This is a genomic window from Pseudomonas cuatrocienegasensis (assembly GCF_900110925.1).
Classification (GTDB): Bacteria; Pseudomonadota; Gammaproteobacteria; order Pseudomonadales; family Pseudomonadaceae; genus Aquipseudomonas; species Aquipseudomonas cuatrocienegasensis.
In genome coordinates, this window is sequence record NZ_FOFP01000014.1 from 93,256 (window position 1) to 118,332 (window position 25,077).

Sequence of the window (25,077 nt, forward strand, 5' to 3'; positions counted from 1 at the left end):
TCATTGGCTGAGCAGGCGGATGACGCGCACCATGGCGGGTGCGCCCATCATCGCCACGATGGGGGGCAGGATCAGCGTCATCAGCGGCACGCTGAGTTGCGCGGGCAGTTTGCCGGCGCGTTCTTCCAGGGTGAGGATCAGTGTTTTGCGGCTTTCCTCGGAGATGGTGCGCAGTGCCTGAGACAGTGGTGTGCCGTAGCGCTCGGCCTGGATCAGGGTCGCCACCATGCTCTCGATGCCGCTGACCCCGGTACGTTCGGCGAGGTTCAGCAGCGCCCGTGGGCGGTCGCTGAGAATCTGCAGTTCGGCATAGGTGTAGCGCAGTTCGTCGGCCAGCTCCGGCGCCGATAGCACCAGCTCCTTGGACACCACTTGCAGCACACGACCCAGTGGCAGACCGGCTTCGGCGCAGATCACCATCAGGTCGAGACCGTCGGGCAGGTTGCGCTCCAGGCGTTCGCCGCGCTGCGCGCTGCGCATCTTCAGGCCAACTTCCGGCAGGGTTGTGCCAGCGAACAGGGCGAGCAAGCCGCCGGCCACGCCGTTGAGGCCCATTCGCGAGCCGGGCTCGAGGATGCCGAACAGCACCACCAGGGCCAGCAACACGCCCAGCGCATACTTGCAAGCCATCAGCAGGCCGAGCGCTTCCTGGCTACGTAACCCCGCCATGATCAGCAAGCGGCGCAGCTTCTGGCGGTCGCTGTCGGTGCCGGCCAGGCTTTCGCCGAAGCGCGCCACGGGCAACAGCAGGGCCAGCAGGCGTGGCGGCAGTTGCAGGCCCTGGCCGCGCAGAATGTCATCGACCTGGCGCGGTGCCTGCTCTTGCTGGGCGCTACCGCGCAGGCGATCACGCAGCGGAGTGAGCTGTCGGAGGTGGTGCAGACCGATCAGCAGTAAGCCGATACCAGCCAGTAAAATGGCCAGCGCGGCAGCCGCCAACGGGTCATTGAACAGTGCGCTCATGACACCCTCCGAACCATGAAATGGGTGAGCATCAGGCCCAGGGCGACACTGCCAAAGGCGTAAAACAGCACACTGTTGCCGGTCGGATCACCGAGCAGGAAGTGAAAGTCGCGCGGTGAGTTCAGGTACATGTAGCCGAGTGCCAGCGGCACCAGCGAAGCAACGATTTTCGCCGAGGCGCGTGCCTCCGAGGTTTTCGCCTGGATCTTCAGTTGCAGCTCATGGCGATCACGCAGGGTCGCCGAGAGACGGTCGAGGGTTTCCCCGAGGCGGCCACCGGCTTCCTGGTTGATGATCAGAATCACCGCGAAGAAACGGTATTCGTTGAGCGGGATGCGCTGGGCCGAGTCCTGCATGGCCTGGCGCAACGGCACACCGATGCGTAACCAGTTGTCGATCAGGGCGAACTCAATGGCCAGCGGGCCGGCCAGGTTGGGGGCGACCAGGGCAAAGGCATTGCTCACCGGCACGCCTGCGCGGGCGGTGCGGGTAATCGCGTCGATGGCTTCCGGCAGGCTCTGCTTGAGTTCGTTCAAGTGCTTGGCCAGGCCGCTGCGGTAGCCCAGGGTGGCCAGCACGCTGAAGAACAGCAGCGACAGTAATAGGCTGGCGAGCACCGGGAACGGCGTTTCGCGGCCCAGCAGCACGCCACCCATCAGGCTGAGCAGCCCAGTCAGGGCCACGCGCATCAGCAGGCTCTCGCGCCAGCCGAGTACGCTGAGGCCGAGCCACAGGCGGGCGATCCTTGGGCCGATCACGGGCAGGTCGGCGAAGGGCGCTTGCTGCATGTCGCGCAAGATGCCGTCGAGGGAAACCTGTGACGTGGTCGCGTGCGCCTGCCCATCCAGCTCGCCCTTGAGCTTTTCCAGGTGCCGGACAGTTGCCTTGTCACGCTGGTTACGGGAGGACAGGCTGCGCGCCGCCAGCACGGCGAGGATCACCGCGGCGAACACCAGCAGGGTCAGCAGATCAAGTACGGCGTCCATCAGACCTGACCTTCGAACAGGTGCGCGTGGGCACTGTAGAAGTGCGGCCGCTGACCGCTCGAGGCGTACTGGCCGGTGAGGCGGCCCTTGGCATCGACGCTGCTGGTCTTGAAGCTGAACAGTTCCTGGGTCTGGATCACGTCGTTTTCCATCCCGCAGACTTCGGTGATCGATACCACGCGGCGCGCACCGTCGCGCATCCGCTCGATCTGCACGATAAGGTTGACGGCACTGGCGATCTGCCGGCGAATGGCTTCCAGCGGCAGTTGCATGCTGGCCATCATCACCATGTTTTCCAGGCGCATGATGGCGTCGCGTGGGGTGTTGGAGTGCACGGTACACAGCGAGCCGTCATGCCCGGTGTTCATCGCCTGGAGCATGTCGAAACACTCGCCGCCACGCACCTCGCCGAGGATGATGCGGTCGGGGCGCATGCGCAGGGCGTTGCGCACCAGGTCGCGCTGGTCGACCTTGCCGGTGCCTTCGGCGCTGACCGGGCGGGTTTCCAGGCGCACCACATGGATCTGTTGCAGTTGCAGTTCGGCGGCATCTTCGATGGTGATGATGCGGTCGTCTTCACTGATCTTCTGCGACAGGGCGTTGAGCAGGGTGGTCTTGCCCGCGCCGGTACCGCCGGAGACGATGATATTGAGCTTGGCCTGCATCGCGCGTTGCAGCACCAGGGCCATCTCCATGGACATTGCGCCGCGCTCGGCGAGGATTTCCAGGGACATGTTGCGGCGCATGAACTTACGGATGGAGATGGTGGTGCCGTCGATCGCCAGCGGGTAGGTGATGACGTTGACCCGGCTGCCGTCGGCCAGGCGCGCATCGACCATCGGATGGCTTTCGTCGATGCGCCGGCCAACCGCAGCGGCGATGCGCTGGGCGGTGTTGAGCACGTGTTCTTCGTCGACGAAGGTGATCGGCGACAGCTCCAGTTTGCCGAAGCGCTCGACGAACACCTGCCCGGCACCGTTGACCAGGATGTCGTTCACCGTATCGTCGGCCAGCAGTGGCTGGATCGGCCCGATACCGACCATCTCGTTGAGCATTTCCTCGGCGATGGCTTCCTCTTCCTGCCGTGACAACTGCAGGCGGTTGTCGTCGCAGATACGGCGGATCATCGATTCGATCTGCACGCGCAGCTTGTCGCGGCCCATGGCGGCAGCCTTGAGCGGGTCGATCTGGTCGTACAGGTAGCCGCGAATCAGTTTGCGATTGTGCGTGCCAAGGCTATCGGCGGGCTTGCCCTGGGCGCTGCGCTGCACGCTGGTGGCACGTACGTCCTGGGGCTCGGCTGTGGTCGGCTGTTGCACGGCCACCGGCTTGCGGTTGTTTTGTGGGTGACGAATAAGCATGCGCGTGGTCCTCTCAAGCCGCTGAAGGTTGGCGGTTAAGCACGCGCTTGAGGCGTGTCAGCAGATTGGCTGGCGCGACCGTGGTGCGCTTTGGCGTATGCCCGGTGGCCAGGTCGGCGAGATCTTGCAAGGCCAGTTGCAGTGCGGGGGCGGCGCCAAGGCGCAGCGGGCCGGTGAGCAGGCTGCTGGCCAGGGCCGGGCCGGCATGCGGCAGTTGCAGGTCGATGCGCCGCTCGATGAATTCCTCGAACTGGCTGCGTTCGACGATGCCGGCATGGTTGCCGCGTGCGGCATTGGCCACCAGAAGCAGGTGCTGGCCGTCACTTTCGTCGCCGATCTCACCCAGCAGGCGGTGCAGATTGCGCGCATCCTGCACCGTCAGGTCAGTGAGCAGAATGCGCGTCTGCGCATGGGTTAGCACGTCGAGACTGCCATGCGGGCGGCCGGCGGGCAGATCCCAGATCACCTGATTGAACATGTGGCAAAGGTTGGCGCCCAGGTGCAACAGGTGCTCGCTGCTGAAGTTCTGCTCCGTACGCAGGCTCGGCGTCTGCGCCAGTAGGTGCAGGCGCTCGTTGATCTGGCCCATGGCGCGCTGCAGCAGGCGGCTGTCGATTTCGCCGCTGCTCAGGGCACCGGCCAGGCCGGCTTCGCCGTCATAACCGAGGAGCAGATTCTGATCGCCATTGCTGCGGTCGAAATCCACCACAGCGGTGGCCATGTGGCGTTCCTGCGACAGCAACTGAGCCAGGCTGGCAGCGACCGTACTGACACCGCAGCCGCCGGAGGCGCCGCTGATGGCGATGGTGCGGCCACTACGGGCGCCGTGGCTGGTCGCGTGCCCGGCGCGGACGCGGCCCAGGGTGGCAGCCAGCAGGTCAAGTGGCACCGGTTTGATCAGGTAGTCGAACACGCCGCTGTGCAACAGCGTACGGTACAGGTCGACATCCTGTTTGCTGCCGATCACCACAATATGGCAAGCCGGATCGCAGAGCTCGCTCAGTTCGGCCAGTGACTGCAGCGGCAGCGGGTCACCGTCGATATCCACGATCAGCACCTGCGGTGGCGGGTTGCCGCGGCTCCAGGCAATGGCTGCAGCGATGCCTCCGGAGCGGGCCAGAGCAGCATCCAGGCCAAGGCGTACCAGTTGTTCACCGAAGCGGCTGGCTTCATCGGCGTTGCCGGCGAACAGCATGAGGGGGGATGAGTCGTTGTTGAGCGTCGTGTCGTTCATGTCGCGGATCTCTTAGCGGCAGGCCTCGCGGCTCAGTCCTGGAAGTCGATGTCGAGCAGTTCGCGGACTTCGTCGTCGTGGTAGCGGCCAACGGCATTCACCGCGGCCGTGCCATCACCGCCGTCCAGTGCCTGCGGACGCACCAGGTCACGCGGTTCGGAGACCATCGCGGCGATGTTGGCGCGGTTGGCGCAGCCCAGCGGGCCTATGGCCTCGTAGGGTTTGACCGTCCATTTCTCGGGGGCGGCGATGCTGCAGTCCGGTACTTTGACCACTAGTGCTTCGGACACCACTTGCAGGTCCCATTCTCTGGCTTCGGGGGCTTCCAGGCGTGACGGCATGACGGTGACCTGCTCGGCGACGGCGCCCTGTTCGCGCAGCACGCCAGCCAGACGCTGGGCCAGGCGTTCGCCGTTTGGCGTGTAGGGCTGAAGCGTCAGTGTCTGTTGGCGCAGGCGGCCTTGTACGCGCAGCAGGGTGTTGAGATTTTCCAGTGACTCGGCGGTGAAGCTGCCGCTGCCGTTTGCTTTTAGCGAGGCGACCAGTGCCGAAGGCGCGACCTTGGGCTGTTCGATCTCGTTGAAGGGGGCGAAGCGCTGTTCCCGCATCTGGTTGACATGGCGGTCGCAGCCACCGAGCACCAGGGCGAGTGCCAGCAGGAGAAGCAGGGGACGAACGGGCATGGCAGAGTCCTCAGTACAGGTAGCCGGCAGTGGCCTGGGGCGGAATCAAGTTGTCCAGCGCGCGGATTCCGCGCCCAGGAGACTGCAGAGCACCGGCGGCGGTAGGCTCGACCACGTAGGCGGTAGCGATAATCACCAGTTCGCTGTCGCTTTGTTCGCTGGTCTCGGTCTCGAAGAAACGGCCGAGCATGGGAATGCTCTTCAGCCCCGGCACGCTGGTTACCTGCTGGGTGATGCTGCTGCGCAGCATGCCGGCCAGGGCGAAGCTTTGCCCGCTGGCCAGTTCCACCGTGGTGTCGGCACGGCGCACCTTGAAGGCCGGGATGGTGAAACCATCCAGTGTTACTGCGCCCTCGTCGGAGAGATCACTGACTTCCGGGGCGACGTGCAGGCTGATGCGGTTTGGCGACAGCAGGGTTGGGGTCATACGCATGATGACCCCGTACTGTTTGAAGTCGATGTTCACGCTGTTGTTGACGAAGGTGACGATGGGCACCTCGCCGCCAGCGGCGAAACCGGCGGTCTCGCCGGACATCGCGGTCAGGTTCGGTTCGGCCAGGATGGTCGCCAGGCCGTCCTCGGATAGCGCGGTGAGCAGGCCGCCCACGGTGACCGAGCCGTTGCGGTGGAAGCCGCCCGCGACGGCGTTGGTCACGGTGCCACCACTGAAGGCACCGCTGGTGGCGTCGAACAGCGAGGCGCCATTGCGCAGGAAGTAATTGCCATCCTTGAGGGCGACATCCCAGTTCATGCCCAGGGACGAGGTCAGGCTGCGCGATACCTCGACGATGCGCACGCTGATATTGATCTGCGCCGACAGTTCCACCTTGAGCTGATTGATCACACGGGGCGCCGGGGGCTGGCCATTGCCCGCCTGGGGCGGGCGCTGGCCGCCGCCACCGGCCTGACTGGAGGATGCGCCGAGGTTGGCCTCGACACTGTCCATGACCTGCTTGGCCTGCTGCGGCGTGCGCACAGTGCCGCGCACGATCAGGCTGCTGCCGGACGGCACAAACTCGACCTTGGCACCGGGAATCTCATTGGCGATCTGCTCACCCAGTCGCGTCAGCGCGACGACGTTCGGTTTGGCGACAAGCTGGACTGCGGCGACCACTTCGTCGTTGCTGTCCAAAGCATAGAGCGTGGTGGTGCCGGGGATCTTGGCGAAGACGAACACGCTGCCCGGCGAGGCGACCTGGAAGCTGGCGACGCTCGGGTTGGCCACCATGACGTTGCTGGCTTCCCTGGGCAGTTGCAGCAGGCGGCCCTGATTGACCACCAGCTGTACGGTTTCAGTTTCTTCGACGGCCTTGAGCGACGTGCGCAGATGGCGCACGGCAGGTGCCTTCACCTCCGCGCTCTGGCCCATCTGCTCGTAGTATTCGCGGGCGAAGGCCATGTCCAGATCGGGGTTGTAGTTGTTGGATTCGGCGACAGGCAGGTCTGCCTCATCCTGGGACTCGGCATGCGCCAGCCCTGGGGTGGCGAGCAGGCAGGCCAGCGGCAGGGCAAGGTGTTTGAGCGCGAACTTCATGTATCGGTTTCTCTGTTGGCAGAAGTGGACTGACCGCTCTGGCGCGTCACTGGTAGTCGAATTGCACGACGTTGCTGGTATCGCCATGGAAGGTTTTCACCAGTGGCCGCTGGTTGGCGAATGGCGCCGAAGCGCTATAAACACCCGTGGTCTGGGCCAGAGTGGTGACCCGGCCGTTACCCGGTCGAACCAGCCCATCATCGACTTCCTGGCTGCTGCGCAGGGCTAACTGCAGGGTGCCGATCTGGCTGGCCAGGGCCAGGCGTTCGGCATAGGCGGGCGGCACCTCCAGGGTCACTGTCTGCGGCGCGGAGTGGGGATAGGCATCCGGGTTCTTTTTGACGTTCGGCACATCTTCTGGGCGAGGTTGCAGAGGGCTGCGCACCTGATTGTTGATCGACAGTACACGGACGTTTTCCAGCAGGGTCTGCGAGGCTAGGCGTGGCACCTGGTTCTGCGCCTGGATATTGAGTACCTGATGGACCATGCGTTGGCGCTGCTCATCCGTCCGGTCGCGAAGGTCAGCCCCGAACATCCTGGCCAGGTCACTGCTTTGCACGCTGCCGGTGTCCTGCTCGGCTTCACGCTGGAGGTTGACCACTACATCCACTCGGTCGCCCGAGGTCAGCATGCTGTACTGGCTGGCAGTCTGGTCGGTGGGCACGGTGATGGCACGCATGCCAGGGGTGATAACTGTGGCGATGAATCCGGGTTCGTTGGATTTGACCACCAGGGCACTGGTCAGCGGCGCACCAGCGGCTAACGGACGGCGAACGCTGGCGCCGGTCAGGTGTATGGCGTCTTCATGATTGCGCGTGTAGTACAGGCTTTCGTCATGGGCGCTGTCGCTCGTTTTCCACTCCACAGCACTGGCGTCGATGAAGTCGCCGGGCCGTAGGTCACGGGTGGCGACCAGGATCGCTGGGTGCGTTGGCTTGGGCTCTTCGATGACGGGGGCGGCTACGACCACCGGAGGGGGCGGAGGCGGGGCCATCAAGACCCGAGCCAGTAGCGCGGCGCTGCCGGCAACCAACAGGGTGCCTGCCAGAAGTAGGGCTGAGGGGGTTTTCATTGGGTGAACCGTGCTTTAGGAATGGATAGGGACGAACAGGGTGTAGAACGCACCTATGGCAATCGCGATGCCGTAAGGAATGCCCTGCGGGCGCTGGTCGGTCAGGACCACGGGCAACGGGATACCAAGTCTTGGAAAAGCCGCCCCGAGGTGCTGCCAACGCAGGGCGAGGTAGTGTTCGATCTGGTTCAGCAGCGGCAAACCCAGCGCCAGGAGGCCGCCGGCCAGTGCCGTGACGATCAGGAAGGCCATCTGGTTGGTCTGACACATCCACAAGCAAACCACCGCCATCAGCTTGACATCCCCGGCCCCAACCCGACCAAGACAGAACAGTCCGTAGCCGATGCCCAGTACCAGGGCTGAACCCAGCAGGCCGTAGACCACCTGATCGAACAGCTCGCTGCTCGACAGGTCGCCCCAGGGGCCCATGTCGAGCGCGCAAGCGAATGGCAGGACCAGCCAGAGTGCCAGCAACACCAGGATCAACAGGTTGTGGATACGCCGGTAGAGCAGATCAGTGCCGACCACGAACAGCAGAGCAGGTAGCAGGACGATGATGATCAGGGTGTTGTCCATGCCGGCGCTCCAGAACGCTCCCGCTTAATTGCTGGCGCCAGGGTTGTTGGTGTTGGTGATCTGGTCGGCGATCGAGGAGAAGCGCTCCTTCAGCGCAGTGACGAACACGCCGTCGGAGCCGAAGATGACCCCAATGGCCGCCGCCATGGCAGCGGCGAGAATGCCGTACTCGATCGCGGTGACGCCGCTCTCGTCGGCGAGGAATTGCTTGAGGCGATTGTTCATGAAGGCTCCGTCAGCTAAGAGGCGAAAGGTGTGTTACGTCGTGTTCGCTATTAAGATTTATTCTCATATGAGCAGCAAGCCTGGCTTCATTAAGAATATTTAAGGAAGCCGCTTTTCCAGCCTGTCCGGCGCCGGCTTGAGTTCAAGGGTGGCGCACAACCCAGGCTGGTTATCGGCCAACACCAAGCGGCCGCCGTGCAGGTCACAAATCGCCCGAGTCAAGGTCAGGCCGAGGCCATTGCCAGGCACGTTGCCGCTGGTATCCAGGCGACTGAAGCGCTCCATGGCCTTGGCATTCAACTCAAGGGGGATGCCTTTGCCTCGATCTCTGATGCTGAGCGTCTGACACTCACCTCGTGAGCCTGCTGCCAGGACGATAGGTGAGCCGGTCGGTGAGTACTTCAGGGCGTTATCGAGCAGGTTGGCCAGGGCCTGGAACAACAGGGCACGGTCGCCATACAGGGTGTAGTCGTCAGCGCATTCCACTCGCATGGGACATGCGCGGTCTTCGGCCAGTGGCAGGTAATACTCACGCACGTCTTCGAGTAATTCTTGGGCGCGGATCAGCTCGAAGTGGTGCGCGCAGCGACCGGTTTCCACTTCGCCGATACGCATCACCGCGCGGAACAGGCTTTGAATGCGTTCGCTGTCCTGTATGGCACGCAGCAACTCTGTACGGGAGTCGCCCTCGAGGCGTTCACAGACACTGACCAGGCGGCCCTGCAAGCGCGTCAGCGGCGTGCGCAACTCATGGGCGATATGGCTGGTGACGGTTTTGACTTCTTCCATCAGGCGGTCGAGGCGCTGCAGGCTCTGATTTATTTCGCCGCCCAACTGGTCGAATTCGTCGCCATCACGATCGCAGGGCGCTCGAGCGCTATGGTCACCGCTGGCGTAGCGGGCGAGCGCGTCGCGTATCTGGTTAATCCGAGCAAGGTTGCGTCGGCTGAAGGGCAGGCTGAGAAGCAGAATCAGCAGCAAAATCAGCAGCAGACCAGCGCCCGCCATCAACGGGATAATGCGCGTGCGTTCAAGCATTGGGCGTAGATCGTAAGCGCTGAAGTAGCGTCCGCCGTCTGCCAGCGGTACCAGCAGGCCTAGAATCTCCGTTTCGTTTCCATCGGTGCCGCTCAGCGTGGCATGACGCCAGTTACTGGTGCAGATGCCCTGGCAGGCAAGTCCGGGTAACAGCTGTGCATCGCCATAGAGCGTCAGGCCTTGGCTGTCCGTGACGATGGCATGGCGTTCCTTGCGGTTCTCGAAGGGTTCGCGGTACTTCAGTGCCGAGACGACATCCTGTGTTCGCTGCAAGCGACCATGCAGCTGTTGCGAGCGTACGTCGTTAAGGATCATGTCGCGGACGTGGCTGCGCATGATCAGCTCCAGCAGGTGATTGCTGAAGATGATCGACACCAGGGCAATCAGCAGGCTGATAAAGGCAATAGTGGACGCTTGCCGAAAATTGCTGGTGCGAAATAGCTGGCGGAGGCCGAGTACATTAACCAAGGACATAGCCTATGGCGCGGATTGTCCGAATCAGTTGCCGCTCAAAGCCCTTGTCGATCTTGTTGCGCAACCTCGACAGGTGCACATCAATGAGGTTGGTCTGCGGGTCGAAGTGATAGCCCCAGACTTTTTCCAGCAACATACCGCGGGTAACCGTCTGGCCCAAGTGCTCGGCCATGACCTGTAGCAACTTGAACTCCTTGTCTGTCAGGTCGACACGTTGTCCCGCGCGCATGACCTCGCGGCGCGCCAGGTCAATACTCAGGTCTTCGATCTGCAGTTTGTCCTCGTAGGCGTTTTGCTGCCGACGTTTGGCCAGAAGCTCCAGGCGCAAGAGAAGCTCGGTGAAATCGAAGGGCTTGCCGAGGTAGTCGTCGGCGCCTGCACGCAGACCTTCGACGCGATCGGATACCTGATCGTTAGCGGACAGGATGAGGATTGGTGGGCGGGGCTGGCCATGCAGATGGGACAGCACTTCAATGCCATCCATCGCGGGCAACATGCGATCGAGAATGACCACATCAAAAGCCTCGTCGCGAATCATGCGTAGGGCACCTTCCCCGTTGTCGATCAAACGGCAGTTATGACCGCTGGCGTGCAGCTTGCTGCCTAGCCAATGACTAACGGAAAGGTCGTCTTCCACGACCAACACGCGCATATCGGTGTCCCTTCTTGACTGCAGAGGTGAGCAATGAGTGAGGCGAGCAATAGGTGATTCTTGCCAATCGCCGGGCGGCGAAGGAGTTAAGAATTATTAAACAAAGTGAGAATGATTATCAATGGTATTTTAGTGGGGCCGGAAGCCTTGCCAGAAACGCAGCCTCGTTGTCGGGAAGGGGTGACATAAGGGGGCTACTGATCGCACTTAGGCTGAACCGTGCCTGGCAACGTGCATCCAAGCAGAACAGTCACTGAGGAGTTGCCGTGAAACGCATCCTGACCTCCAGCGCTATTGATCCCCTGCCAGCACAGGACGCGGCCTCAATTTTTGGCACGCCCAAGGAGCGCCTGGACTTCTATCGACGCGAAATTCACCACGAGAGCAGTTTGCTATCCAACCGGACCAACGCCTACCTGTCGGCGCAGTCCTTTCTGGTGATTGCCTATGCATCCTCGATGGCCAATCTCAACGACAGTTGGGGTGGGTTGTTCACCTTGGTGGTGCCGGCGTTGCTGGCGCTGCTGGGGGTGGTCAGTTCGCTGCATGCCTGGCCGGGCATCAAGGCGTCGTCGGATATCATCGATCACTGGCAACTCAAGCAGATGAACCTGCTGCACAGCGACCCGGCCATGGGGCTTATCTACGATGAGTCGCCGCTGTTCAGCGAAACCGAGACGCACCGTGAGACCCACCGCAAGTCGTTGCTGTTTTCCTTGCGCAGCCCGTGGCTGTTCAGTGTGTTCTGGGGGCTGCTCGGTGCCTTCTCGCTGTGGCTGCAACTGACCACGGGTAAGCTCTAGCAGCCATAAAGTAGTGGCTCAATCGCGAAACACCACCTGCACAAGGTGATAGCCGAACTGGCTCTTGATCGGACCGTGTATTTCGCGCACGGCCTTCTTGAAAATCACCTGGTCGATGACGCGAACCATCTGCCCAGGGCGCACTTCGCCCAGGTCGCCGCCTTTCTTGCCAGACGGGCAGGTGGAGTGCTTGCGCGCCAGCACATCGAAGGCCTCGCCGGCCGCAATACGCTTCTTCAGGGCGGCTGCTTCTGCCTCGGTCTTGACCAGAATGTGGCGCGCCATTGCCTTTGCCATGAACGGCTCCTCGGAATTTGGCCTCACAGTGTGCCAGTATTGGCGCGTCATTATCATGGCGCCATATATTTGAATGTTGTGCTGTGCGCATCGATTTGAATATGGCCTAAGGTAATTATCTCTCCCCTCCGACGAAAAGATGCCCGCCATGGAACTCGCGCCGCTGCTGAAAATTCTCGCCACCCAGGATGGCTCAGACCTGTACTTGTCGACCGGCGCGCCGCCGTGCGCCAAGTTCAATGGCGTGCTCAAGGCGCTGAGTACCGAACCATTGAAGGCCGGGGAGGTGGCCGCTGTGGCCGAATCGGTCATGGATAGTGCTCAGCGCGAAGAGTTTGAGCGCGAGCTGGAAATGAACCTGGCGATTTCCCTGGCTGGGGTCGGGCGTTTCCGCATCAATATCTTCAAACAGCGCAACGAGGTGTCCATCGTGGCGCGCAATATCAAGCTGGAGATTCCGCGCTTCGAAGACCTCAAACTCCCCGAGGTACTGCTGCGCACGGTGATGGAGAAACGTGGTCTGGTGCTGTTCGTCGGTGGTACCGGCTCAGGCAAGTCGACCTCGCTGGCGGCGCTGATCGACTACCGCAACCGCAACAGCGGCGGGCACATCATCACCATCGAAGACCCGGTGGAGTATGTGCACCGGCACAAGAAATCAATCATCAACCAGCGTGAGGTAGGGGTGGATACGCGTAGCTTCCATGCCGCGCTGAAGAACACCCTGCGTCAGGCGCCTGACGTGATCCTGATTGGCGAAATCCGCGACCGCGAGACCATGGAGCACGCCCTGGCGTTTGCCGATACCGGGCACCTGGCGATTTCCACCCTGCATGCCAACAACGCCAACCAGGCGTTGGATCGCATCATCAATTTTTTCCCCGAAGACCGCCGCCCACAGTTGCTCAACGACCTGGGCAACAACCTCAAGGCATTTGTCTCCCAGCGTCTGGTCAAGACCGTTGATGGCAAGCGCCGCGCTGCCGTTGAGGTGCTGCTGGGCACACCAACGGTGCGTGATCTGATCAAGCGCAGCGAGCTGTCGGAAATCAAGGAGATCATGGAGAAGTCGCGCAACCTGGGGATGCAAACGTTCGATCAGGCGCTAATCGATCTGGTCAACGAAGGGGCTATCGATGAGGAGGAAGCGGTCAAGAATGCCGACTCGGCGAACAACGTGCGCCTCAAGCTCAAACTGCAGCGCGATAATCCAGCCACGCCGCCGAAGCCGGTCAGCGCGCCTGCTGCACCCCAGCCTGCAGCTAAACCTGCGGACTGGGGGCAGGAGCTGAAACTGGAGGCGATCGAGGAAGAGCAACCGCCTGAAGACCCAGGTCGCAGCGGTATCTGACGGGAGCCGATGCAGGTTACAGGTGCTCAGCGAGAAGGCAGGTAAGCCTCTCCCATGCGCTGTGCGGTGCCCTCGGCCAACAAGGACTCGACCGCTTCGCGCAGTCGCTTCACCAGCGCCGGGTCGCAGTCCAGTGAGCACGCCAGGTAAAGCGGGGTGCTGGCCAAAGGTGCACTCATCTGCAAAACAGGCGCATCGGGTGCCAATTGGCCATACAGACCCTCGGGCACGCCGGTGAACCAGGCATCGACACGGCCCAGTTCGAGCATGCGCATAGGCTTGTCGCCCAACTCCAGCGCAACGATCTGTTCAGGTTGAAACCCTTCATTTTTGAGAATTTCCAGTTGCGCTGTACCCAAGCCGACGGCGATACGCTGATAGCGCTGGCGGGCTTCTGCAAAGTCGCGTACTGGCGTATCGAGGCTGAAGAAGGCGCGCTCCAAGGGCATGATAGGAACGATCCAGGTGTACAGCGATTCCCGCTCGGGTGTTCGCGACAGCGGAATGATGAGCAGGTCGCGCCCCTCGCTGACCTGCTTTTGCGCCCGGGCCCAGGGGGCGACCTGGAGCACGACTGGATGATTGGCCCGGGCGATCGCCGCCAGGGTCACATCACCCACCATGCCATAACCCTTATGAAAGTTGAGGAAGGTCAGGGGGGGCGCATCAGGCATAAACAGCTCAAGTGTGCGCGCGGCAAACACCATGGGGCTGAGCAGCACAAGCATAAGCGGTACGAGCCGAATCGAACGCACGGCCAGGCTCCAGAGGGTTAGGACCTGAGTATAGCTGCACTACGCAACCGTGCCGCTCAAACCCTTCGTGCCCGCGCCACCCGCGAACCACTGGGCTTGCCCAGCACTGTGCAGATACGCTGGCCGGCGGCGATCAGCCGGTCCATATCGATACCGGTTTCGATCCCTAGTCCATCCAGTAGATACAAGACATCTTCGCTCGCGACATTGCCTGTAGCGCCTTTGGCGTAAGGGCAGCCGCCGAGGCCCGCAACCGAGCTGTCGAATACGTTGATGCCTTCCAGAAGGCTTGCGTAGATATTGGTCAACGCCTGGCCATAGGTGTCGTGGAAGTGCCCGGCCAGCTTGTCTCTGGGAATATCACGGCCAACCACTTCGAGTAGGTGGCGGGTGCTGCCTGCGGTGCCGGTGCCGATGGTGTCGCCCAGGGAAACCTCATAGCAGCCCATGGTGAATAATTCACGGGCGACCAGGGCAACCTGCTCGGGCGGCACGCTGCCGTCATACGGGCAACCCAGCACGCAGGAGACATACCCGCGTACACGGATGCCATGCTGTTTGGCGGCGTCCATTACCGGAACAAAGCGTTCCAGGCTTTCGCTGATCGAGCAGTTGATATTTTTCTGCGAGAAGGCCTCGCTGGCGGCGGCAAACACGGCGACTTCTCTGACGCCGGCCTCTAGGGCAGCCTCAAAGCCTTTCAGGTTGGGTGCCAGGGCTGCGTAGGTAATGCCTGGTAGCTGCTGGATCTGCGCAAACACCTCTCTGCTGCCGGCCATCTGCGGCACCCACTTGGGCGAGACAAAGCTGCCCACCTCGATATAGCCCAGGCCTGCGGCAGACAGGTCATCGACCAGGCGCACCTTGTCGGCCACGCTGATCGGCTGCTGCTCATTCTGCAAACCGTCGCGCGGGCCGACTTCGACCAGGCGGACCTGTTTGGGTAGGTTCATCATTGCCTCGTTGTTTATCCCGATGGGTGTCGCACCGACTAGCTGTGGGAGGGGCTTTAGCCGCGAGATTTTTATCATTCGTCGCGGCTAAAGCCCCTCCCACATATTCGTTTATGCGCTGATTTCTGCCAGCTCCACCAACACCGCGCCTTCGCTGACCATCTCGCCTTCGCCGCAATACAGCGCCTTGACGGTGCCGGCATGGGGCGCGCGGATGCTGTGCTCCATCTTCATCGCCTCCAGCACCACCAGCGCAGTGCCGGCTTCGACCGGCTGACCGGCCTCGACCAGCACCCGCACGATACTGCCGTTCATGGGAGCGGTTAGGCCGCCGTTCTGATGATGGCTGGCGTCGACTTCGGCAATCTGGTCAAAGCGGGTGACCGCGTGCAGCTCGCCGGCATAGCGCAGGTAGAGGCTATCGCCGCGGCGAATCGCCAGATGCTGTTGACGCAGGCCGTCGCTCTCCACCTGCAGGATCTCGCCTTGCAGGTGGAGGGTAGAAGCCGAGGCCTGGCGCAGACGTACCACCTGGCGCTCGTTCTGGCAGGCCAGATGCAGATCGATTTCCGCCGGTAAACCCAGGCGCAGACCGTTATTGATCGCCCAAGGCGAGTGGTAGTCGTCCTGGCGTTGGCGCGGCGCTTCGCTTTGCACAAAGGCCTCGGCGGCCAGTTGCCAGAACTCAGCCGGCAATTCGCTCGGCGGCGGCAGCAACTGCGCTTCATGGCGCGGAATAAAACCAGTATCCAGCTCTGCATTGGCAAAGGCCGGGTGGGCCAGAACGCGGGTGAGAAAGGCCAGGTTGGTTCTAACCCCGCCGACGCAGGTTTCCTTGAGCATGGCCAGCAGGCGCAGACGCGCCTCTTCGCGGTTCTCGCCCCAGGCGATCAGCTTGCCGAGCATGGGGTCATAGAAGGGCGAGACTTCATCGCCTTCGCTGACGCCGCTGTCTACCCGGCGACCTGGTCCGGCATTGGCTTCGCGGTACAGCGCCAGGGTGCCGGTGGCGGGGAGAAAGTCGTTGTCCGGGTCTTCGGCATACAGGCGCACCTCAATGGCATGGCCAAGCAGCGGCACCTGTTCCTGGCTGATCGGCAGCGCTTCACCACGGGCGACTCGGATCTGCCAGGCCACCAGATCGAGACCGGTGATCAGCTCGGTGACCGGGTGTTCCACCTGCAGGCGGGTGTTCATCTCCATAAAAAAGAAGTCGCCGCGTTCATCCAGCAGAAACTCCACGGTGCCAGCGCCGACATAGCCGATGGCCTGAGCCGCCTTGACCGCTGCTTCGCCCATGGCGCGGCGCAGTTCGGCTGACAGGCCCGGCGCAGGGGCTTCTTCGACGACCTTCTGGTGACGGCGCTGGATCGAGCAGTCGCGCTCATTCAGGTACAGGCAGTTGCCATACTGGTCGGCAAACACCTGGATCTCCACATGGCGCGGCTTGAGGACGTACTTTTCCACCAGCATGCGCGCGTCGCCGAACGACGACTGCGCCTCGCGCTGGGCGCTGGCCAGGGCCTCGGCCAGTTCGCTCTGAACCTCGACCACCTTCATGCCCTTGCCACCACCGCCGGCCGCCGCTTTGAGCAGCACCGGGTAGCCGATGGCGTTCGCGGCGGCGCGGAAGGTTTCCACATCCTGCGCTTCGCCGTGATAACCCGGCACCAGCGGCACGCCGGCGGCGTCCATCAACGCCTTGGCCGCGGACTTGCTGCCCATGGCGTCGATGGCCGAGGCGGGCGGGCCGAGGAAGATCAGCCCGGCGGCTTCAATGGCGCGGGCAAAGCCGGCGTTTTCCGAGAGAAAGCCATAGCCGGGATGAATCGCCTGGGCGCCGCTGGCCTGGGCCGCCGCGATGATCTTATCGATCAGCAGGTAGCTGTCTGCCGGCTTGGCACCGCCCAGATTCACCGCCACATCGGCTTCACGCACATGACGCGCGTTGGCGTCGATAGCGCTGTGTACCGCCACGGTCTGGATGCCCATGGCCTTGGCCGTGCGCATCACCCGGCAGGCGATCTCGCCACGGTTGGCCACCAGCAGGGTGTCGATAGGCTTGAAGTTCATGCTTGCGGCTCCTGCCAGGCGGGCTTGCGCTTATCCAGAAAGGCACGCAGACCTTCCTGACCTTCGGGGCTGACGCGGATACGGGCGATGGCGTTCTCGGTATAACGGCGCAGCGCAGGGGTCAGCACGCCGCTGCCGACTTCGCGCAGCAGATCCTTGCTCGCAAGCATGGCCTGCGGGCTATTGAGCAGCAGGGTTTCGACCCAGTCGGCGACGGCCTGCTCCAGTTCATCGGCGGCATAGCATTCAGCAAACAGGCCCAGTTCCTGGGCACGCTCACCACTGAAGCGCTCGGCAGTCAGGGCATAACGGCGTGCGGCGCGTTCGCCGATGGCCTGTACGACAAAGGGGCTGATCACCGCCGGCGCCAGGCCGATGCGCACTTCGGACAGGCACAGCTGGGCGTCAACGGTGCCGATGGCCATATCGCAGCAACTGATCAACCCCAGGGCACCACCGAAGGCCGCGCCTTGCACCACGGCCAGGGTGGGGATCTTCAGCTGATACAGGTTGTGCATCAGCTCAGCCAGTTCGCGGGCGTCGGCCAGGTTGGCGCTGTAATCCAGGGTCGCGGCGTGCTGCATCCAGGCAAGGTCCGCGCCGGCAGAAAAATGCTTGCCGCGGCCACGCAGCAACAGGAAACGCAGGGTCTTGTCAGCCATCACTGCGTCGAGGGCGAGAATCAGCTCGCGGATCATCTCGGCGTTAAAGGCGTTGTTCTTGTCCGCACGATTGAGCCAGAGGGTGGCAAAGCCGCGCGGGTCTGTTTGCAGTTGAAGGGTGTTGAAGTCGGTCATGGTTTTCGACTCGAAAAATGAGTTAGCTCTGTGGGAGGGGCTTTAGCCGCGACAAGGCGAAAAACTTCGCGGCTAAAGCGGAATGCCGCCCAGCCCCTCCCACGAATCACATCCTGAACACACCAAAAGTGGTCGGCTCGATCGGCGCGTTAAGGCTGGCGGATAGTGCCAAGCCCAGTACATCGCGGGTTTGCGCCGGGTCGATAACCCCGTCATCCCACAAACGAGCGCTGGAGTAGTAGGGGTGGCCCTGACGCTCGTACTGTTCGAGGATCGGCTGCTTAAGCGCCGCTTCATCCTCGGCGGAAAAACGCTGCCCGGCGCGGGCGGCTTGTTCGTGCTTGACCTGCACCAGCACGCCGGCGGCCTGTTCGGCGCCCATCACGCCAATGCGCGCATTCGGCCACATCCACAAAAAGCGTGGGTCGTAGGCGCGGCCGCACATGCCGTAGTTACCGGCACCGAAGCTGCCGCCGATGATTACGGTGAATTTTGGCACCTTGGCGCAAGCCACGGCGTTGACCAGCTTGGCACCGTGTTTGGCGATGCCGCCGGCTTCGTACTTCTGTCCGACCATAAAGCCGGTGATGTTCTGCAAAAACAGCAGGGGAATGCCGCGCTGGCAGGCCAGCTCGATAAAGTGCGCACCTTTCTGCGCAGACTCGGCAAACAAGATGCCGTTATTGGCGAGGATCGCCACCGGATAGCCGTGGATATGCGCAAAGCCGCAGACCAGGGTCGCGCCGAACAACGCCTTGAACTCATCGAACACGCTGCCATCGACGGTGCGGGTGATCACTTCACGTACATCAAAGGGCTGCTTGGCGTCCGCCGGAATCACCCCGTACAGCTCTTCACCGCTATACAGCGGGTTGATCGGTGCCCGGTTATTCAGCACGCCGAGTTTGCGCCAGTTCAGATTGGCGATTGAGCGACGGGCCAGGGCCAGGGCGTGTTCGTCGTTGTCGGCATAATGGTCGGCCACGCCGCTGGTCTTGCAGTGCACATCGGCGCCGCCAAGCTCTTCAGCGCTGACCACCTCACCGGTGGCGGCTTTGACCAGTGGCGGCCCGGCGAGGAAGATGGTCGCCTGGTTGCGCACCATGATCGCTTCATCCGCCATGGCCGGCACGTAGGCGCCACCGGCAGTGCAGGAGCCCATAACCACGGCGATCTGCGGGATGCCCATGGCCGACATAGTGGCCTGATTGAAGAAGATCCGCCCGAAGTGCTCGCGGTCCGGGAACACTTCATCCTGACGTGGCAGGTTGGCGCCGCCGGAGTCCACCAGGTAGATGCACGGCAGGCGATTCTGCTGGGCGATGGTCTGCGCGCGCAGGTGCTTTTTCACGGTCAGTGGGTAGTAGCTGCCGCCTTTTACCGTGGCGTCGTTGGCCACGATCATGCATTCCACGCCCTCGACCCGACCGATACCGGCTACCACACCAGCCGCCGGCACCTCTTCGCCATACACCTCATGGGCGGCCAGTTGGCCGATTTCGAGGAACGGTGAGCCGATATCCAGCAGGCGATTGATCCGTTCGCGCGGCAGCAGCTTGCCGCGCGAGGTGTGGCGATGCTGGGCCTTCTCGCCTCCACCTTGATGAACGCGGGCGAGCAGGGCGCGCAGGTCGTTGACCTGGGCAAGCATCGCCGCGCTATTGGCGGCGAACTCGGGCGAGCGGGTATTGATCTGGGTATGCAGGATGGCCATGGCTGCTTCCTGTAGGGTGCGCTGTGCGCACCACATGCAGTTATCGGTGCGCACAGCCTAGGCGGCCCCGCGCACCCTACGGGTCACTTGGTTTCGTTAAACAGCTCACGGCCGATCAGCATGCGCCTGATTTCGCTGGTGCCGGCGCCGATCTCGTAGAGCTTGGCGTCGCGCAACAAACGGCCGGTGGGATATTCGTTGATATAGCCGTTACCGCCGAGAATCTGGATCGCGTCCAGTGCCATCTGGGTGGCGCGCTCGGCTGTGTAGAGGATCACCCCGGCGGCGTCCTTGCGCGTGGTTTCGCCACGGTCGCAGGCCTGGGCCACGGCGTACAGGTAGGCGCGGCTGGCGTTGAGTTGGGTGTACATGTCGGCGACCTTGCCCTGGATCAGCTGGAACTCGCCGATGCTCTGACCGAACTGTTTGCGGTCGTGGATATAGGGCACGATCACGTCCATGCAGGCCTGCATGATCCCGGTCGGGCCGCCGGAGAGCACTACGCGCTCGTAATCCAGGCCGCTCATCAGCACCCGTACGCCGCCGTTAAGTTGACCGAGCACGTTCTCTTCCGGCACCTCGACATTGTCGAAGAACAGCTCACAGGTGTTGGAACCGCGCATGCCGAGCTTGTCGAACTTGCTGCCGCGGCTAAAACCCTTCCAGTCGCGCTCGACGATAAAGGCGCTGATGCCGTGGGCGCCTTTTTCCAGATCGGTTTTGGCATAGATCACGTAGGTATTGGCGTCCGGGCCGTTGGTGATCCAGGTCTTGCTGCCGTTGAGCACATAGCGATCGCCGTGCTTGTCGGCGCGCAACTTCATGCTGACCACATCGGAACCGGCATTCGGTTCGCTCATGGCCAGGGCGCCGATATGTTCGCCGGATACCAGTTTGGGCAGGTACTTGGCCTTCTGCGCGGCGGTGCCGTTGCGCTTGATCTGGTTCACACAGAGGTTGGAGTGGGCGCCGTAGGACAGGGCGACCGAGGCCGAGCCGCGACTGATTTCTTCCATGGCAATGACGTGGGCCAGGTATCCCAGGCCGGAGCCGCCGTACTCTTCCTCGACGGTGATGCCGAGCAGGCCCATATCGCCAAACTTCTTCCACATATCCGTCGGGAACTGGTTGTCGCTGTCGATAACGGCAGCGCGGGGCGCTAGTTCGCTGGCGACGAAGGCCTGGGTCTGCTCGCGCAGCATGTCGATGGTTTCGCCAAGGGCGAAGTTGAGGGACGGATAGCTCATGGGGCACCTGCTATTGTTTTTGTAGGGTGCGCTGCGCGCACCTGCGGTGGTGGGTGGTGCGCATGGCGCACCCTACATGGTGGTCTCGGCCAGGGCGGCCAGGCAGCGTTCTTCGGCTGTATCCAACTCGAGCTGCATTTGTTGAATGTCCAGCAGTTGCTGCTGCAGCTGTGCACGACGTTCAGCGATCTTGCTCATAAAAGTGTGCAGCTGCTTGTGATTGCCGTGTGCTGGGTCGTACAGCTCGATCAGCTCCTTGCACTCGGCGAGGGAGAAGCCGATGCGCTTGCCGCGCAGAATCAGCTTGAGGGTGACCTTGTCTTTAGCGCTGTAGATGCGCTCCTGGCCACGTCGCTGCGGGCTGAGCATGCCTTGCTCTTCGTAAAAACGGATGGCCCGGGTGGTGATGTCGAGATCACGCGCCAGGTCGGAAATGGAGTAGGTGGGGGATGGCATATGCACGCTCACGGCTTACCTTTACGTAAACGTAAGCCTGCGACTGAAAGCTGTCAAGGTGGGTGCTTCAGGCGAGCTGTTTGATCTCGAAGACGTTGACGATGCGCTGCAGCTTACCGTCCCACACATAGCGCAGGTGCACGCCTTGCTGGGGGATGCTGGCGGCAGGCGGGCGCAACAGCGCCGCACATTCGCCGCCGGGGTGGCGCACGCTGCGATACAACAGGCCCCAGGACTGCTGCTTGCGCAGTTGCGCCGCAAAATGCTGGGCTACGGGGTAGTTCGCTGGGTCCGGGTCGTGTAAGTGATCGTGCCCCTGGCGAATGTCATGCAGCGGTTGGACGATGCGGCAGACATAGGCGCGCAGGGTGATTTCCATGCTTGGTTCGGCCGTGGCCCGCAGAAAGCGTTCACGGTGGAAGCGGGTCTCGGCGATGGCGACCTGCAGGCTGTCGGCGCAGTAGTAGATACCGTATTGGCCGTTGGTGAAGCGGCTGACCGCACCGATATGGGTAAAGGCGGCCATCAGCGGTGATGAGCCTGGGCCGCTCACTCGATCTTCCACTGCGACATGGGCCAGATGGCCAGCCTGTTCACGCAGCCGGTCATTGGTCAAACCCTCAAGCAGGTAGGCCATTTCCAGATCGGCAGGGTCGAGCACATCTTCGAATACCGAGATTGGCGGGAAAGCACTCGACACCAGCCGATACGCGCGACGCCAGGCGGGCAGGGTGGTGGACAGGTTCATCCGCGCACGCCGTCGAGGTAGCGGCGCACGTCGGCCAGGTCCACCACGCCGCCAGCCAACATGTGCTGCAGCGCGCTATGACCGTTGAAGGGCGCCTCGCTATTGGCTTTGCGCACCCAGGTGTAGCTCGACGGATTGTCACCGAAAAGGATACGCAACGATTTGTGGATGCCCATCAGGTAAGACACCCGCTCCAGGGTGTCGCGCGGCAAGCGCACCTCCGGCAATTGGCGGTACTTGTACAGTGTGCTGCGACCGATGGAGCCAAGCAGAGTGGTTTGCTCCTCGACCGAGCACTGCCATTTCTCCATCAGATTGAAGAAAAACTTCAGCGCCACCTGGCCTGCCTTGGGAGAGTCGAGGTCAAGGGCGGCATCGCGAGGCTGGGCAAGGGGCATGATTTTATGCTCCGTATATGGAATTAAAGTTGATATTAGTCCTTATGTGGACTGCTCGCAAATAAAGTGGGCAGTGATGGCCCCGTCGCAACAGGCGGCGGGGAACGCTGCGCAGATGGACAAATGGCTGCTTGTACAGGCTTGTCGAGAGAAATGGATAGCGCTAACATCGCCCTCAACAACAAGCAGGCGCCCCATTGAGGCCGCCCAGGAGACTGCATGCAGCACATTACTGCACCTGCCATTCCGGCCGACCGTCGCACCCTGGTGATCATGGGCGTCAGCGGCTCCGGCAAGACCGAAATCAGCCAGGGCGTCGCCCACACGCTGGGCTGGCGGCATATCGAAGCCGACCAGTTCCACCCCGCCGAAAATGTCGAGCGCATGCGCGCTGGCATCCCCCTGAGTGACGATGACCGCATTCACTGGCTCGATGCCCTGATCGAGGCCATGCAGGCCAGCCAGACTGCCGGGGAGAGCTTCGTGCTCGCCTGCTCTGCCCTCAAACAGCGTTACCGCGACCGCTTGCGCGCGGCGGTGCCGGGTCTGCAGTTCGCCCATCTGGATATCGACTACGCCACTGCGCTGCAGCGTGTGGGTGGGCGCGCCGGGCATTTCATGCCGACGTCACTGGTCGACAGCCAGTTCGCCACCCTTGAGTCGCCGGCTGACGAGGCCCATGTGCTGGTCGTCGATGCTGTGCAACCGCGCGAGCAGGTGATCGCTCAGGTCTGTGCCTGGGCTCGCCGCGCTGACACGACCGAACAGCCCGATATGGCGGAAATTGATAGCGCTAACCTGGCGGAGCCGCATGCCGATCCGATCTACGCAGGTCGCGTCGCCTCGGCCTTCGATCGTCTGACCGATGGCCTGATGGCCGTATTGATGGGCTTCATGGTTGTCGCGGTGTTCGGCAACGTGGTGCTGCGTTACGCCTTCGGCACCGGTTGGGCCGGCGCTGAAGAACTGTCGCGGTTGGCGTTCGTCTGGCTGGTGTTCGTTGGCGTGGCCTCAAGCATGCGCCGCGGCGAGCTGATGCGCTTCAGCATGTTGCGTGATCGTTTTCCATTGGCCGCGCGTCGCCTGGTGGACTCGGCCAGTTGGCTGCTGGTGATCGCTGCCAGCCTGCTCGCCGCCATGGGCGCCTGGAGCCAGGTGGGCTATGGCTGGGGCAACGTCAGCACCGTGGTGGGTTATCCGGTGGTGCTGGGCATGCTGCCGGTGCTGGGCAGCATGGTCGCGCTGGCCGTACTGGCCCTGGTGCAACTGGCCAATGTCTGGCGCCGTGGCGCTCCCATCAGTACGCCGCTGAACAGTCTCGACTGAGACCCACAACAATAACGGGCACCGCCCACCGAGGACTCACTGATGACGGTCGCTGTCTTCCTTGCTTCACTGCTGGGGTTCATGTCGTTTGGCATGCCCATCGCCTTTGCTCTGATCCTCACCGGCGCTGTGCTGATGTGGTACCTGGAGTTCTTGGACGTGCAACTGCTGGCGCAGAACCTGCTGGCCGGCGCCGATAGCTTCCCGCTGCTGGCTGTGCCGTTCTTTATTCTGGCCGGCGAGTTGATGAACGCCGGTGGCATTTCCCGGCGCATCATCGCCATGGCGAATGCCTATTTCGGCCATTTGCGCGGTGGCCTGGGTTACGTGGCCATTGCCGCGGCCGTGCTGCTGGCAAGCATGTCCGGCTCGGCCCTGGCCGATACCGCTGCCCTGGCGACCCTGCTGTTGCCAATGATGCGTCAGCGCGGCTACCCACTGCACTCCTCGGCGGGCCTGGTGGCCGCTGGCGGCATCATCGCGCCGATCATTCCGCCGTCGATGCCGTTCGTGATCTATGGCGTGGTGACCAATACCTCGATCAGCCAGCTGTTTATGGCCGGCCTGGTGCCGGGCCTGATCATGGGTGTGGGCTTGATTATCGCCTGGACCTTGATCGCCCGTGGCTTTACCGAGCCGACGCCGCCAAAAGCGACCAAGGAAGAACGCCGCAAGGTGCTGGTCGATGGTGCCGCTGCCCTGATGTTGCCGGTGATCATTGTCGGTGGCCTGCGCTTCGGCATCTTCACCCCGACCGAAGCCGCAGTGGTCGCGGCCGTCTATGCCCTGGCCGTATCCACCTTGCTGTACCGCGAGTTGAACTGGGCCACGCTGATGGAAACCCTGACCCGCGCCAGCCGCACCACGGCCTCGGTAATGTTCCTCTGCGCTGCCGCCACGGTGTCGGCCTACATGGTGACCCTGGCCCAATTGCCGGCTGAGATCGGCGTCATGCTCGGCCCGCTGCTTGATCACCCGTACCTGCTGATGATCGCCATCATGCTGCTGATGGTCGCCGTCGGCATGGTCCTCGACCTGACGCCGACCATCCTGATTCTCGCGCCAGTGCTGGCACCGATTGCCATACAGGCGGGTATCGATCCGGTGTACTTCGGCGTGATGTTCGTGCTGATCGGCTCCATTGGCCTGATCACGCCCCCCGTGGGCACAGTACTTAACGTGGTCGGTGGGATAGGGCGCCTGAATATGGAAGTGCTGGTGCGTGGCGTCATGCCGTTCTTCCTGATCTACCTGCTGATCGTCGCCCTGCTGATCGCGGTGCCTGGCATCGTCACCGTGCCGCTGGGCTGGCTGCGCTGATTACTCAACCGCCCGGCTTGCCGGGTACTCACCTCTGGCAT

The 25,077-nt window shown here is 62.5% G+C and carries 24 protein-coding genes and 1 pseudogene; 4 read left to right on the forward strand and 21 right to left on the reverse strand.

The window, feature by feature from the left end; all coding sequences use genetic code 11:
- The 11 genes and pseudogenes from BMW49_RS18065 to BMW49_RS18115 form a co-directional block, all read right to left on the reverse strand.
- A complete protein-coding gene (locus BMW49_RS18065; RefSeq protein ID WP_069519093.1) occupies positions 1-963 on the reverse strand; it encodes a type II secretion system F family protein in 963 nt (320 codons plus the stop codon).
- On the reverse strand, positions 960-1,949 hold the full coding sequence (locus tag BMW49_RS18070) for a type II secretion system F family protein (protein WP_208600978.1): 990 nt from the start codon (positions 1,947-1,949) through the stop codon (positions 960-962). Before BMW49_RS18070 ends, BMW49_RS18065 begins: the two co-directional genes overlap by 4 nt.
- Positions 1,949-3,310 (reverse strand): TadA family conjugal transfer-associated ATPase, encoded by a 1,362-nt coding sequence (locus tag BMW49_RS18075; RefSeq protein WP_069519092.1) that lies wholly within the window; start codon positions 3,308-3,310, stop codon positions 1,949-1,951. The genes BMW49_RS18070 and BMW49_RS18075 overlap by 1 nt, the downstream gene beginning before the upstream one ends.
- Positions 3,311-3,323: 13 nt before the next feature.
- Positions 3,324-4,544: a CpaE/TadZ family protein gene (locus BMW49_RS18080; protein WP_069519091.1), complete on the reverse strand. Its 1,221-nt coding sequence runs from the start codon at positions 4,542-4,544 to the stop codon at positions 3,324-3,326.
- A gap of 32 nt (positions 4,545-4,576) precedes the next feature.
- On the reverse strand, positions 4,577-5,227 hold the full coding sequence (locus BMW49_RS18085; RefSeq protein WP_069519090.1) for a CpaD family pilus assembly lipoprotein: 651 nt from the start codon (positions 5,225-5,227) through the stop codon (positions 4,577-4,579).
- 10 nt (positions 5,228-5,237) lie between these two features.
- The gene (locus BMW49_RS18090; protein ID WP_208600979.1) at positions 5,238-6,761 is read right to left on the reverse strand and encodes a type II and III secretion system protein family protein; all 1,524 of its coding nucleotides are present in this window, start codon (positions 6,759-6,761) and stop codon (positions 5,238-5,240) included.
- A gap of 46 nt (positions 6,762-6,807) precedes the next feature.
- Positions 6,808-7,833, reverse strand: coding sequence for a Flp pilus assembly protein CpaB (cpaB, locus tag BMW49_RS18095; RefSeq protein ID WP_069519089.1), 1,026 nt, complete (start codon positions 7,831-7,833; stop codon positions 6,808-6,810).
- Between the two features lie 15 nt (positions 7,834-7,848).
- Positions 7,849-8,409 carry an A24 family peptidase gene (locus BMW49_RS18100; RefSeq protein ID WP_069519088.1) on the reverse strand — a complete coding sequence of 187 codons (561 nt, stop codon included), beginning with the start codon at positions 8,407-8,409 and terminating at the stop codon, positions 7,849-7,851.
- Between the two features lie 72 nt (positions 8,410-8,481).
- Positions 8,482-8,634 (reverse strand): annotated as a pseudogene (locus BMW49_RS18105) (Flp family type IVb pilin); the annotation flags it as partial.
- Between the two features lie 99 nt (positions 8,635-8,733).
- On the reverse strand, positions 8,734-10,146 hold the full coding sequence (locus BMW49_RS18110) for a sensor histidine kinase (RefSeq protein WP_069519086.1): 1,413 nt from the start codon (positions 10,144-10,146) through the stop codon (positions 8,734-8,736).
- A complete protein-coding gene (locus tag BMW49_RS18115) occupies positions 10,133-10,798 on the reverse strand; it encodes a response regulator transcription factor (protein WP_069519085.1) in 666 nt (221 codons plus the stop codon). The genes BMW49_RS18110 and BMW49_RS18115 overlap by 14 nt, the downstream gene beginning before the upstream one ends.
- Before the next feature lie 266 nt (positions 10,799-11,064).
- Here BMW49_RS18115 and BMW49_RS18120 point away from each other — a divergent pair, with 266 nt between their 5' ends.
- Entirely contained in the window at positions 11,065-11,601 is a 537-nt protein-coding gene (locus BMW49_RS18120) for a hypothetical protein (RefSeq protein ID WP_069519084.1), read from the forward strand.
- A gap of 18 nt (positions 11,602-11,619) precedes the next feature.
- Here the strand turns inward: BMW49_RS18120 and BMW49_RS18125 are convergent, their stop codons facing one another.
- Positions 11,620-11,898, reverse strand: coding sequence for a peptidylprolyl isomerase (locus BMW49_RS18125; RefSeq protein WP_069519083.1), 279 nt, complete (start codon positions 11,896-11,898; stop codon positions 11,620-11,622).
- Between the two features lie 148 nt (positions 11,899-12,046).
- Here BMW49_RS18125 and BMW49_RS18130 point away from each other — a divergent pair, with 148 nt between their 5' ends.
- The gene (locus BMW49_RS18130) at positions 12,047-13,249 is read left to right on the forward strand and encodes a PilT/PilU family type 4a pilus ATPase (RefSeq protein WP_170829052.1); all 1,203 of its coding nucleotides are present in this window, start codon (positions 12,047-12,049) and stop codon (positions 13,247-13,249) included.
- 26 nt (positions 13,250-13,275) lie between these two features.
- Here the strand turns inward: BMW49_RS18130 and BMW49_RS18135 are convergent, their stop codons facing one another.
- From BMW49_RS18135 to BMW49_RS18175, 9 genes are all read right to left on the reverse strand, one after another.
- Positions 13,276-14,004, reverse strand: coding sequence for a substrate-binding periplasmic protein (locus BMW49_RS18135; protein WP_244168372.1), 729 nt, complete (start codon positions 14,002-14,004; stop codon positions 13,276-13,278).
- A gap of 56 nt (positions 14,005-14,060) precedes the next feature.
- Positions 14,061-14,957, reverse strand: coding sequence for a hydroxymethylglutaryl-CoA lyase (locus BMW49_RS18140; RefSeq protein WP_069519082.1), 897 nt, complete (start codon positions 14,955-14,957; stop codon positions 14,061-14,063).
- A gap of 111 nt (positions 14,958-15,068) precedes the next feature.
- Complete coding sequence (locus tag BMW49_RS18145) at positions 15,069-17,030, reverse strand: acetyl/propionyl/methylcrotonyl-CoA carboxylase subunit alpha (RefSeq protein ID WP_069519081.1); 1,962 nt, start codon at positions 17,028-17,030, stop codon at positions 15,069-15,071.
- A complete protein-coding gene (locus BMW49_RS18150) occupies positions 17,027-17,827 on the reverse strand; it encodes a gamma-carboxygeranoyl-CoA hydratase (protein WP_069519080.1) in 801 nt (266 codons plus the stop codon). The genes BMW49_RS18145 and BMW49_RS18150 overlap by 4 nt, the downstream gene beginning before the upstream one ends.
- Positions 17,828-17,933: 106 nt before the next feature.
- The gene (locus tag BMW49_RS18155) at positions 17,934-19,541 is read right to left on the reverse strand and encodes a carboxyl transferase domain-containing protein (RefSeq protein ID WP_069519079.1); all 1,608 of its coding nucleotides are present in this window, start codon (positions 19,539-19,541) and stop codon (positions 17,934-17,936) included.
- 83 nt (positions 19,542-19,624) lie between these two features.
- Positions 19,625-20,788, reverse strand: a complete 1,164-nt coding sequence (locus tag BMW49_RS18160) for an isovaleryl-CoA dehydrogenase (protein ID WP_069519078.1) — start codon at positions 20,786-20,788, stop codon at positions 19,625-19,627.
- A 72-nt stretch (positions 20,789-20,860) separates the two neighbouring features.
- Positions 20,861-21,244 (reverse strand): MerR family transcriptional regulator, encoded by a 384-nt coding sequence (locus BMW49_RS18165; RefSeq protein ID WP_069519077.1) that lies wholly within the window; start codon positions 21,242-21,244, stop codon positions 20,861-20,863.
- A gap of 67 nt (positions 21,245-21,311) precedes the next feature.
- A complete protein-coding gene (locus BMW49_RS18170) occupies positions 21,312-21,992 on the reverse strand; it encodes an RES family NAD+ phosphorylase (RefSeq protein WP_170829051.1) in 681 nt (226 codons plus the stop codon).
- Entirely contained in the window at positions 21,989-22,390 is a 402-nt protein-coding gene (locus tag BMW49_RS18175) for an MbcA/ParS/Xre antitoxin family protein (RefSeq protein WP_069519076.1), read from the reverse strand. The genes BMW49_RS18170 and BMW49_RS18175 overlap by 4 nt, the downstream gene beginning before the upstream one ends.
- A 219-nt stretch (positions 22,391-22,609) precedes the next feature.
- Here BMW49_RS18175 and BMW49_RS18180 point away from each other — a divergent pair, with 219 nt between their 5' ends.
- Positions 22,610-23,716, forward strand: a complete 1,107-nt coding sequence (locus tag BMW49_RS18180; protein ID WP_069519075.1) for a gluconokinase, GntK/IdnK-type — start codon at positions 22,610-22,612, stop codon at positions 23,714-23,716.
- A gap of 42 nt (positions 23,717-23,758) precedes the next feature.
- On the forward strand, positions 23,759-25,036 hold the full coding sequence (locus BMW49_RS18185) for a TRAP transporter large permease (protein WP_069519074.1): 1,278 nt from the start codon (positions 23,759-23,761) through the stop codon (positions 25,034-25,036).
- The last annotated feature ends 41 nt before the right edge of the window (positions 25,037-25,077 follow it).

Excerpts from the sequence above, each read along its gene's own strand:
- BMW49_RS18065 (WP_069519093.1), bottom strand. The coding sequence starts at position 963 with ATGAGCGCACTGTTCAATGACCCGTTGGCGGCTGCCGCGCTGGCCATT.
- BMW49_RS18070 (WP_208600978.1), bottom strand. The coding sequence starts at position 1,949 with ATGGACGCCGTACTTGATCTGCTGACCCTGCTGGTGTTCGCCGCGGTG.
- BMW49_RS18075 (WP_069519092.1), bottom strand. The coding sequence starts at position 3,310 with ATGCTTATTCGTCACCCACAAAACAACCGCAAGCCGGTGGCCGTGCAA.
- BMW49_RS18080 (WP_069519091.1), bottom strand. The coding sequence starts at position 4,544 with ATGAACGACACGACGCTCAACAACGACTCATCCCCCCTCATGCTGTTC.
- BMW49_RS18085 (WP_069519090.1), bottom strand. The coding sequence starts at position 5,227 with ATGCCCGTTCGTCCCCTGCTTCTCCTGCTGGCACTCGCCCTGGTGCTC.
- BMW49_RS18090 (WP_208600979.1), bottom strand. The coding sequence starts at position 6,761 with ATGAAGTTCGCGCTCAAACACCTTGCCCTGCCGCTGGCCTGCCTGCTC.
- cpaB (WP_069519089.1), bottom strand. The coding sequence starts at position 7,833 with ATGAAAACCCCCTCAGCCCTACTTCTGGCAGGCACCCTGTTGGTTGCC.
- BMW49_RS18100 (WP_069519088.1), bottom strand. The coding sequence starts at position 8,409 with ATGGACAACACCCTGATCATCATCGTCCTGCTACCTGCTCTGCTGTTC.
- BMW49_RS18110 (WP_069519086.1), bottom strand. The coding sequence starts at position 10,146 with ATGTCCTTGGTTAATGTACTCGGCCTCCGCCAGCTATTTCGCACCAGC.
- BMW49_RS18115 (WP_069519085.1), bottom strand. The coding sequence starts at position 10,798 with ATGCGCGTGTTGGTCGTGGAAGACGACCTTTCCGTTAGTCATTGGCTA.
- BMW49_RS18125 (WP_069519083.1), bottom strand. The coding sequence starts at position 11,898 with ATGGCAAAGGCAATGGCGCGCCACATTCTGGTCAAGACCGAGGCAGAA.
- BMW49_RS18130 (WP_170829052.1), top strand. The coding sequence starts at position 12,047 with ATGGAACTCGCGCCGCTGCTGAAAATTCTCGCCACCCAGGATGGCTCA.
- BMW49_RS18140 (WP_069519082.1), bottom strand. The coding sequence starts at position 14,957 with ATGAACCTACCCAAACAGGTCCGCCTGGTCGAAGTCGGCCCGCGCGAC.
- BMW49_RS18145 (WP_069519081.1), bottom strand. The coding sequence starts at position 17,030 with ATGAACTTCAAGCCTATCGACACCCTGCTGGTGGCCAACCGTGGCGAG.
- BMW49_RS18150 (WP_069519080.1), bottom strand. The coding sequence starts at position 17,827 with ATGACCGACTTCAACACCCTTCAACTGCAAACAGACCCGCGCGGCTTT.
- BMW49_RS18155 (WP_069519079.1), bottom strand. The coding sequence starts at position 19,541 with ATGGCCATCCTGCATACCCAGATCAATACCCGCTCGCCCGAGTTCGCC.
- BMW49_RS18160 (WP_069519078.1), bottom strand. The coding sequence starts at position 20,788 with ATGAGCTATCCGTCCCTCAACTTCGCCCTTGGCGAAACCATCGACATG.
- BMW49_RS18165 (WP_069519077.1), bottom strand. The coding sequence starts at position 21,244 with ATGCCATCCCCCACCTACTCCATTTCCGACCTGGCGCGTGATCTCGAC.
- BMW49_RS18170 (WP_170829051.1), bottom strand. The coding sequence starts at position 21,992 with ATGAACCTGTCCACCACCCTGCCCGCCTGGCGTCGCGCGTATCGGCTG.
- BMW49_RS18175 (WP_069519076.1), bottom strand. The coding sequence starts at position 22,390 with ATGCCCCTTGCCCAGCCTCGCGATGCCGCCCTTGACCTCGACTCTCCC.
- BMW49_RS18180 (WP_069519075.1), top strand. The coding sequence starts at position 22,610 with ATGCAGCACATTACTGCACCTGCCATTCCGGCCGACCGTCGCACCCTG.
- BMW49_RS18185 (WP_069519074.1), top strand. The coding sequence starts at position 23,759 with ATGACGGTCGCTGTCTTCCTTGCTTCACTGCTGGGGTTCATGTCGTTT.